Source organism: Candidatus Woesearchaeota archaeon (assembly GCA_003695435.1).
In the GTDB taxonomy this organism is placed as follows: domain Archaea; phylum Nanobdellota; class Nanobdellia; order Woesearchaeales; family UBA11576; genus J101.
The window spans coordinates 1-7,873 of record RFJL01000050.1; the positions used below are offsets into that span (position 1 = coordinate 1).

Below are 7,873 nucleotides of genomic sequence, written 5' to 3' on the forward strand. Positions count from 1 at the left end.
ATTGCAACCAAGAGGGTGCTTTTTTCTTCCACCATTGCTGCAACCCGTATGCGTTTCCTGCGTTCGTCTTATAGAGTAAGATGAGGACGAGGATGTAGATGATGTGATCATCAATAAGGGGGTTGTGCTCTGGTGGCAGTACTGCAAGCCACATAAGGCCAAGTAAAATTGAACCTGACCAGGTTGCAAGCCGCATCGCGATGCCGAAAATAAGTGCAAGACCAATTCCAAGAAGGCCAAGCATAAAGAGCCAGTCAACAAGGGCTGATCCTGCAAGTGCGTGGAAGAGTTCTGCAAATGGTCCTGAAGGAGCGTTTGCTAAGAACCCTGTGGTGGGTGATCCACCGGCAATCCATGCGTTTTCAGCAGCAGGGGGGTAGATTCCAAAGGTCTTGTCAAGAAAGGCCCAGAGGAAGATCCATCCCAGAGCGATGCGTAGTGCTGCGAGAAGTTTTTCTTGCTTCATAACTTAACGCTGTTAATGAACGAGTAGATAAATGTTGTTACGTTACTTACGCGTTTGTAGAGTAATTTCACGTAAAAGTAGTGTGTTGATGTGGTGATGTGTGAAAAGTGTGTGGAACAGAACCGCGGAAAAAGATTTTGGGGAAGGGGTTGTTTGGTGTAAAGAAGGTAAAGAATGTTTTTTTCAGCGGTACGGTAGATCCTTTTTAGGTAGGTTTGCTCTTTTTGCTATCCTTGCTAACAACGTTGTTTAAAGAAGGGTATGTGTGATTATTCTGGTTTTAATTTGATGAGTTCCACTACAAGTCCTCCCTCTTCTGATTTGTAGTAGTTTACTTGGTTGACATAAGTGTGCATAAAAGAAGTTCCTGTTCCTCTATTGCTTTTTGGTTTTTCCTTGTTTGAAAATTGGTAGAAATCGATGAATTTTTTCTTGTGTTCGCCTAGTTTGTGTCTAAGAACAAAAGGGACGAACGCAGGGTCAATACGCCCCCCCTGATCGATGATGCTTGCACAAAACATGTCTTCTTCAATAGCGTAAGCAAGAGTTACTGTTTTTGTAGGATCTAATTGGTTTCCGTGTTGGTGTGCGTTAAGAACTGCTTCGTAAAGGGCGGTGAAAATGTTTGAATTAAATCCGTTTTGCTCAGCTTCTTGCGCGACAGGTTCGACAAAAGTTCTTATGAGCGGACTATATTCTTTTGGAAGTGCAGGAAATGTTGTTTGTCGTATTGTTCTGTTTTGGGGTATGGTATAGGGGGGAATTTCAAGCAAGCGCAGATCAAAGGGTTCTGATTGTTCTGAGAATGGTTCTCCTACGAGTGAGTCAAGGGAGGGTATTTCGAAAAGTTCTTGTGGCATACTTATAAGTACATACAACTTATTTATAAAGATATCGCAGAATGTACCACTATAAAGTACTAACATTTCTCTGGATGTTACTACTTAATTTCGGGTAGCGCCTCCCTAAAGAGCTTCACAAGCCTATCTGTCCACACGGGAGGAACGGTGCCTGAGAGTAACTCTTCAAGGTATGCAACAAACTCTCGTCTAAATCCCTGCCGGTCTCCATCAATTAGCCTGTTCGCCTCATAAATAAAATTCGCAGGCATTCCTGTTTTACGCGCAGCACGTGCAAGATCAAGACGTAACTGCTCTTTCTCATTAACAAGAGATTCTTCCTCTCTACGTGATTGCTCACTCCAAATATCCTCATAACTGCGAGGCTTATTGCGAAGAGGCATAATTTCAACGGTTTTACCCTTGCGAGCAGCATCAAGAGAAATCTTTGCAAGCACTTGTTCATGCATACGCTTCAAAAATTCAACTCTATCTTCCATGCGTAAAATATCTGCATACCCTTGCAAAATTAAATTAAACGCAAAGGGAGAAGGAATCTTCGTATGCACCTCATCAATAATCATAAATGGTTTCTTCCACTCTTGAAGAACCACTGCTGCGTTTTCAATATCCATTAAATCCTCAAGCACTTCTCTGCGAGCTTCCTTCAAAATACAAAAATCATTATCAATACGTTTAACTGCGTTAAGAAGTATTTGTGAGCTTACTTGTTGTCGTCCCACACGTTTTTGTTTCCCTTTATACGTACGTAAAATCATAAGCGCTCGTCCAGCACAATGTCTAAACCTGCGTGCAAGCACATTACTTCTCTCAATTGCAAGATCCATAAGTTCACGTAAACGCTCAGGATCAAGAGCGCTAAGTGCTCTTCGCACCTGAGGGGTTTTCTTAGATGCCAAATAAAAACCATTATCACAAATGCCTACTTCAACATCAATTTTTTGCAAACGACCAAGAGCAAACGCAAGAGCCCGAGAAAGAACGTCATTTACTCGTCTACCATTAAGGCTGTGAAAAATAGCATAATATTTACTCTCATCATGATACATTTCAATAATTAATCGCTTCTTATGAGGAAGACCAACGTAATGAAGCATTTCTTGATGATACTGATAAATCGCAAGAGCTGCATTTTCATCAACATAAAGGTAGTCGTAAAGCCACTGCAAGACATCTTCTTTAGATTCTTTTTCAATCTTCTCACTTAATTTGTAACGCAGATCTTGAATCTGGCGAGCAAGATCAAAGGAGAGGGGAAGCATCTCTGAAAACCAAGAAGGAACTGTCGGACGTTTACCAGAAACCGGCAACACTTGTGCAGTCATTCCGCGTGCAAAACGAAACTGATATGTTGATCCGCCAAGGACAAAAATATCGCCGGGTTTGAGTCGTTCAAGAAATGCTTCGTCAATAGAGCCAATTGCTTGATCACCAATTTTTACAATCACACCTGTCTGATCAGGAATAGTTCCAATGTTGGTCATGTACAATACGCGTGCAAGCTTTCCTTTACGACCAATCATACCTGTCTCTTTGTCCCACCAAATCTTTGCATAAATATGACGCTCTTCAAGAGAAACGTGATCTCCTGCTAGGTATTCAAGAACGCTTACATAATCATCAGAAGAGAGGTCTTGATAGCAATACGAAGAAGTGATGAGTTCATAGAGCTCACCATAACTTATCTTCTCAGAAAGCACAGCACCATAAATTTGCTGCGCTAGAACATCAAGACAGTTCTTAGGGATGTGAATACGATCAATTTTCTTTTCAAGGGCTTGCTTGAGAAGAACTGCACATTCAACAAGATCGTCTCTGTCTTGAACAATGATTCTTCCCTTAGTAACTTCATGTAAGGAGTGTCCTGCACGGCCAACGCGTTGCAAAGCGCGCGCTACCGATTTTGGAGATCCTAGCAGAATGACGAGATCTATGTAGCCAATATCAATGCCCAGTTCAAGCGATGTTGAACAAACAACTGCCTTGAGTTTTCCTTCTCGTAGTCCCTGTTCAACTGCGTAGCGTTGCTCTCTTGAGAGCGATCCGTGATGCGCCCCTACGGCAGTAGCACTAGTTACCTGTTCGTGTTCAAGCGTGGCTACGCTCCTCTCTTCAGTTTCATAATTATCTCTTGTTTCAAAAGTGTTGGTTGGAGGGTTAGTTGGAGGGTTAGTTGGATGTGCGCTTTGTTCGGATGTGTGAGTTGGCGTCACATCTAGTTGAGTAAGATCGGTGTACTTATCAGGAAATTTTGTTCTTAGGTGGTGCACAACCCTTTCCGTTGCAGCCCTAGTATTGGTAAAGATAAGGGTGGTCTTATGCTCCTGAATGAGTTTGTCAATAAGATTGTATGTTTCTCGTTGCAATTCTTCAAAGGTAGTATCAATAAGATTAGGAACTGGTGAGATCACTTTCAAATCAAGCTGTTTAATGGAAGCCACATCAACAATTTTACACGAACGCTTAGTACCCACTAAAAAACGAGCAACCTCCTCAAGAGGAGCAACTGTTGCGGAGAGTCCCACCCGACACATACCAGGACTTAAACGTTGTAAAAACTCCATCGTAAGAGATAAATGCACGCCGCGTTTATTTTCTGCAAGTGCGTGAATCTCATCACAAATGAACCACTCCACTTGACGAAAATGCTCGCGCATCTTAGGGGATTGCAGCATAATTGCAAGTGATTCCGGGGTAGTGATGAGAATGTGAGGTGGTGCTTTCAATAGCTGTGCTTTTTCTTTGGGTGTAGTGTCGCCTGTTCTTGTGCCGACGCGAATTCTTAATTTCTTTGCACAGAATTTTTGAAGCTCTTGTAGGGGTGTGTTGAGATTTACTTCAATATCTCTTGAGAGGGATTTAAGAGGATTGACATAAACTGCATAAATCCTCTCTTCCAGCAAGTCTTTCTCATTAAGATCAACAAGCTCGTTAAGAATTGCTCCAAAGGCAGAGAGCGTTTTTCCCGTTCCTGTAGGAGAGCTTACGAGAATGTTTTCTCGCTGATGAATGGGAATGATAGAAAAACGCTGAGGTTGTGTGAAATCCTTAAATTTGCCCAAAAACCAGTTTTTAAACGTGGGTGTGAGCACTCGCACAATCTCTTCCTTTATAAATGGGCGGCGCATGGGTGTAATCATAAAGCAATGAAAGAAAATCGGTGTTAAAAGAGTATTGTTTTCAAGTGTGTTTTCATTTCAAACTTCCTCAAGAGATCTTTAACAGTAACCATCTTCTAAGCATCTTTTAGTATGTGGGTTATGACAGAAAAAGAATGTAATTACTCAACCTTTGAATCATGGTAGAACATATCTTTAAATAACAAGACCTCTTTTTTCACAAGTATGGTAAGAAGCACAACCCTGCCTATTCAAGGTACTAAAGAGTGGATATTCTATATTTTTGGCTGGATTACAGGTATTACCAGTTTGCTTTTCTGGGTTATTATGCTTTTGCTCTACGCAATTGTTGACAAAGGTGGACCATTCTTCAATAAGGCGTTTCACAGAAGAGTTCTCATATGGGGATATGTCATGGGAATCATTTATGCAGTACTCCTCTTGCTCGTACTCTTCTTGTTTGTGGTTCTTGGATCTTTTGCAACAACGCTTAAATTTGCATAACGCTTGTAGAGTGCATACATAAAAACAACTACGAGAACAACTGTTCAAACAAGTTCCCGAATTCCTTGTTGCACTAACTTCTTTGCACAACGTTTTATTCAAACATCAAAAAGGCAGATAGCAACTCTATTAAGAAGTCTTACTCTTTTAGGAACTGTGAGTTAACCATCTTTATGATCGTTCACTCTAACTCTTTTTTCAAGATCTTGTGATATTTGTTAAGCTCCTTGAACTTATCAACATCTCCTTGAGGCATATCGGGGTGGAGCTGCTTTGATTTTTCCTTGTAGCGTCTTACCACCTCATCAAAGTCAAAATGGTCTGATTCAAGTCCGAAATAGTTACGCGCAGCACGTTGTTGCTCATAAATATCCTCGTCTTCTTCATACTTTGCATAGAACTCATCTTCTTGCAATGCTCCTGCAAGCACATCTGCAACTTCCTGTTTGAGCAGCTCAAGAATGAGAGCAAAATTATCAACAAGTGAATTCCCTTTGTTACACGAGATGTGGCAAAAATACCCGTCAGCATACCAATTCATCTGCGCAGGAACTTTTTTAAGAGCAAAGCCTTGCACAAAGTCAATATCATCTGCGCGAATACCTAGCTGTCCTAGCGTCGCGACAATACTGTTTTGGATTTGCTGCATTCTGCGCATGTGATTGGACCTTATTGGCCGATACTCTAATTCTCGTTGCTTAAAAGTGATGATCATAAGAGAAATTCGTTCAAGTTAATTTATAAGCTTATCTACCTATGTGTGACGAGAGAAGGTTTAAAAACACCTTAAAACGTAGGTATACCCATGGAAGATATTGAGCGAAAGTCGTGGATTTCATTTGCAAAAAAACTTATTGGAACAATCCAGACAACATTCCCCTACGCTGACATTCTCTACTCTCACGTAAGGGAAAAAAGAATTATCAAAGATACAAAAGAAGTAACGGTGGATGATAGCGACGACAAAGGAGTGAAAATAAGAATTTGGGATGGTAAAGCCTTCAATGAGTTCTGCACATCTTTTCTTGACAAAGAATATCTTGAAGAACAAGTTCACACACTAATGTCTTCAATAAAGAGGCGAGGAAAAACAATACCAAGAGATGTAAAGAAACTCAATAAAAGATTTGCAACAAAACCAAAAAAAGATCCTCGCGTCATGCCTCTTTCTACAAAAATTAAGAAACTCAGCTCCATTCACACAAAATTAGTAAAAGATGATGACATTGCTCATGCACGAGTGGCACTTATTGAAGAGTGGGAGGAGAAAATCTTCGTCTCAGAGCACAGAGCACTCTCACAAGAACTCACAAATGAAACACTTATCACCCTTACCTACGTGCAAACAGAGCAAGGTCTTGAACAGCACTACCAATCTTTTTTCTCACACGGAATTGAACACCTTGATCTTGCACAATCAACAATCAGAGAAATCATCAAAAAAAGCAAACAACTCAAAAAAGCAAAAAAACTCACTCCGGGAAAATATACGTGCGTGCTCTCACCACACCTCTCAGGACTTCTGGCGCACGAATCTTTCGGCCACGGCATGGAAGCTGACACCATGCTTAAGGGCATGTGCCTTGCAAAGGACTACTTAGGACAAAAAATTGCAGGAACACAAGTAAACATAGTTGAAAATCCCTCTCTTCAAGGATGTCACGGTTCTTATTTCTTTGATGACGAAGGAGAACTTGCAAGCAAAACCTATTTGATGAAAAAAGGAGTGGTACATACACCCATTTCAGATATCTATTCAGCACACTATCTTCGCACACCAAAAACTGCTAATGGTAGATGTGAGCGGTTTGATCACAAAATTTATGCGCGCATGAGCAACACCTATTTCGAACCAGGAAAAGACGATCCCAAAAAACTCATCAAGTCAGTAAAAGATGGGCTCTATTTACACAGTGCGGGAGGAGGGATGGAAGATCCTAAAGGATGGGGTATTCAGATTCAAGGCATTCTCGCAGAGCGCATACAAAACGGTAAACTCACAGGAGAGCTTTTTACCAACATCACCATGACCGGTTATCTTCCCACCATCCTCAATAATATCAAAATGATTGCAAACGATCTTGAAGTGAATGGCACGGGCAGATGTGGTAAGCAACACAAAGAGTGGGTGCGCGTCTCAGAAGGAGGTCCCCACATGCTCATTGAAGAGGTAGAGTTAGGATGATTGAAGAGCTCAAAAAAGAACTGCGTACTCGAAAACTACATGGCTGGCGTATTAATGAGAAGAAAACACAAAAAATCCAGCGCTACCTCATACGCGACCAAAAAGAAACGGACCTTCACGCAGATACTGCTCAATATACGCTTACTGTCTATGTAAAAGCTGGCTCAAAAATAGGGGAAGGATGCGTCTCCATTACTGACGTTAATGAAATTCCTCAAAAGATTTCTGACGCAGTAGTTGCAGCAAAGCACAGTCTTTCACCAGAGTATAAACTTCCTGAGAAGAAACCTGTAAAAAAGGTAAAAACTGCAGATCCCTACCTACTACGCGTATTTAGCGTAGGCGATCAAAAAAATAATCTTGACCTCCTTGAAAAACAACTAAGAAAAACAATTAAAAAAGAAAAAAAGGTGCGTCTAGCAAGTGCTGAACTCTCACTCTCACTTTCTACATCAAGAATTATTTCCTCAACAGGCATTGACCTCACCCAAGATAAAACCAGGGTTTTTTGTGATCTTGCTGTTGTTGGCATGCATAGAGGAGTTGAGCGTGATTTCACGCCTCAATTTTCAAGCACGCGTTTTGAAGATTTCAGAGTTGAAGAGTTTGTCAAACACTCTTGTGCCCGTGCAAGAGATGCAGCTTCAGCTCAAAAACCAATTGCGTTTAAAGGAAACGTGCTCATCAGCGAAGAAGCATTGCGAGATATCTTCGTCCCCCCTGTTGCACCTGCAAATCC

General features: G+C 41.2%; 7 protein-coding genes. 3 read left to right on the forward strand and 4 right to left on the reverse strand.

What is annotated here, in order from left to right; all coding sequences use genetic code 11:
- From D6774_03665 to D6774_03675, 3 genes are all read right to left on the reverse strand, one after another.
- Nucleotides 1–466: hypothetical protein (locus tag D6774_03665; GenBank protein RME77673.1), on the reverse strand; the 466-nt coding region annotated here is incomplete at its 3' end.
- Between the two features lie 269 nt (nucleotides 467–735).
- Nucleotides 736–1,392, reverse strand: coding sequence for a hypothetical protein (locus D6774_03670; GenBank protein RME77674.1), 657 nt, complete (start codon nucleotides 1,390–1,392; stop codon nucleotides 736–738).
- Nucleotides 1,393–1,406: 14 nt separating this feature from the next.
- On the reverse strand, nucleotides 1,407–4,466 hold the full coding sequence (locus D6774_03675) for a DEAD/DEAH box helicase (protein RME77675.1): 3,060 nt from the start codon (nucleotides 4,464–4,466) through the stop codon (nucleotides 1,407–1,409).
- Nucleotides 4,467–4,670: 204 nt separating this feature from the next.
- Between D6774_03675 and D6774_03680 the strand changes: the two genes are divergently transcribed.
- Nucleotides 4,671–4,949, forward strand: coding sequence for a hypothetical protein (locus tag D6774_03680; protein ID RME77676.1), 279 nt, complete (start codon nucleotides 4,671–4,673; stop codon nucleotides 4,947–4,949).
- Between the two features lie 181 nt (nucleotides 4,950–5,130).
- Here D6774_03680 and D6774_03685 read toward each other — a convergent pair whose 3' ends face one another.
- Complete coding sequence (locus D6774_03685; GenBank protein RME77677.1) at nucleotides 5,131–5,664, reverse strand: J domain-containing protein; 534 nt, start codon at nucleotides 5,662–5,664, stop codon at nucleotides 5,131–5,133.
- 90 nt (nucleotides 5,665–5,754) lie between these two features.
- Between D6774_03685 and D6774_03690 the strand changes: the two genes are divergently transcribed.
- Both D6774_03690 and D6774_03695 read left to right on the forward strand, forming a co-directional pair.
- The gene (locus tag D6774_03690) at nucleotides 5,755–7,134 is read left to right on the forward strand and encodes a TldD/PmbA family protein (protein RME77678.1); all 1,380 of its coding nucleotides are present in this window, start codon (nucleotides 5,755–5,757) and stop codon (nucleotides 7,132–7,134) included.
- On the forward strand, nucleotides 7,131–7,873 hold a 743-nt coding region (locus D6774_03695; protein RME77679.1), incomplete at its 3' end, for a hypothetical protein. The genes D6774_03690 and D6774_03695, both read left to right, overlap by 4 nt.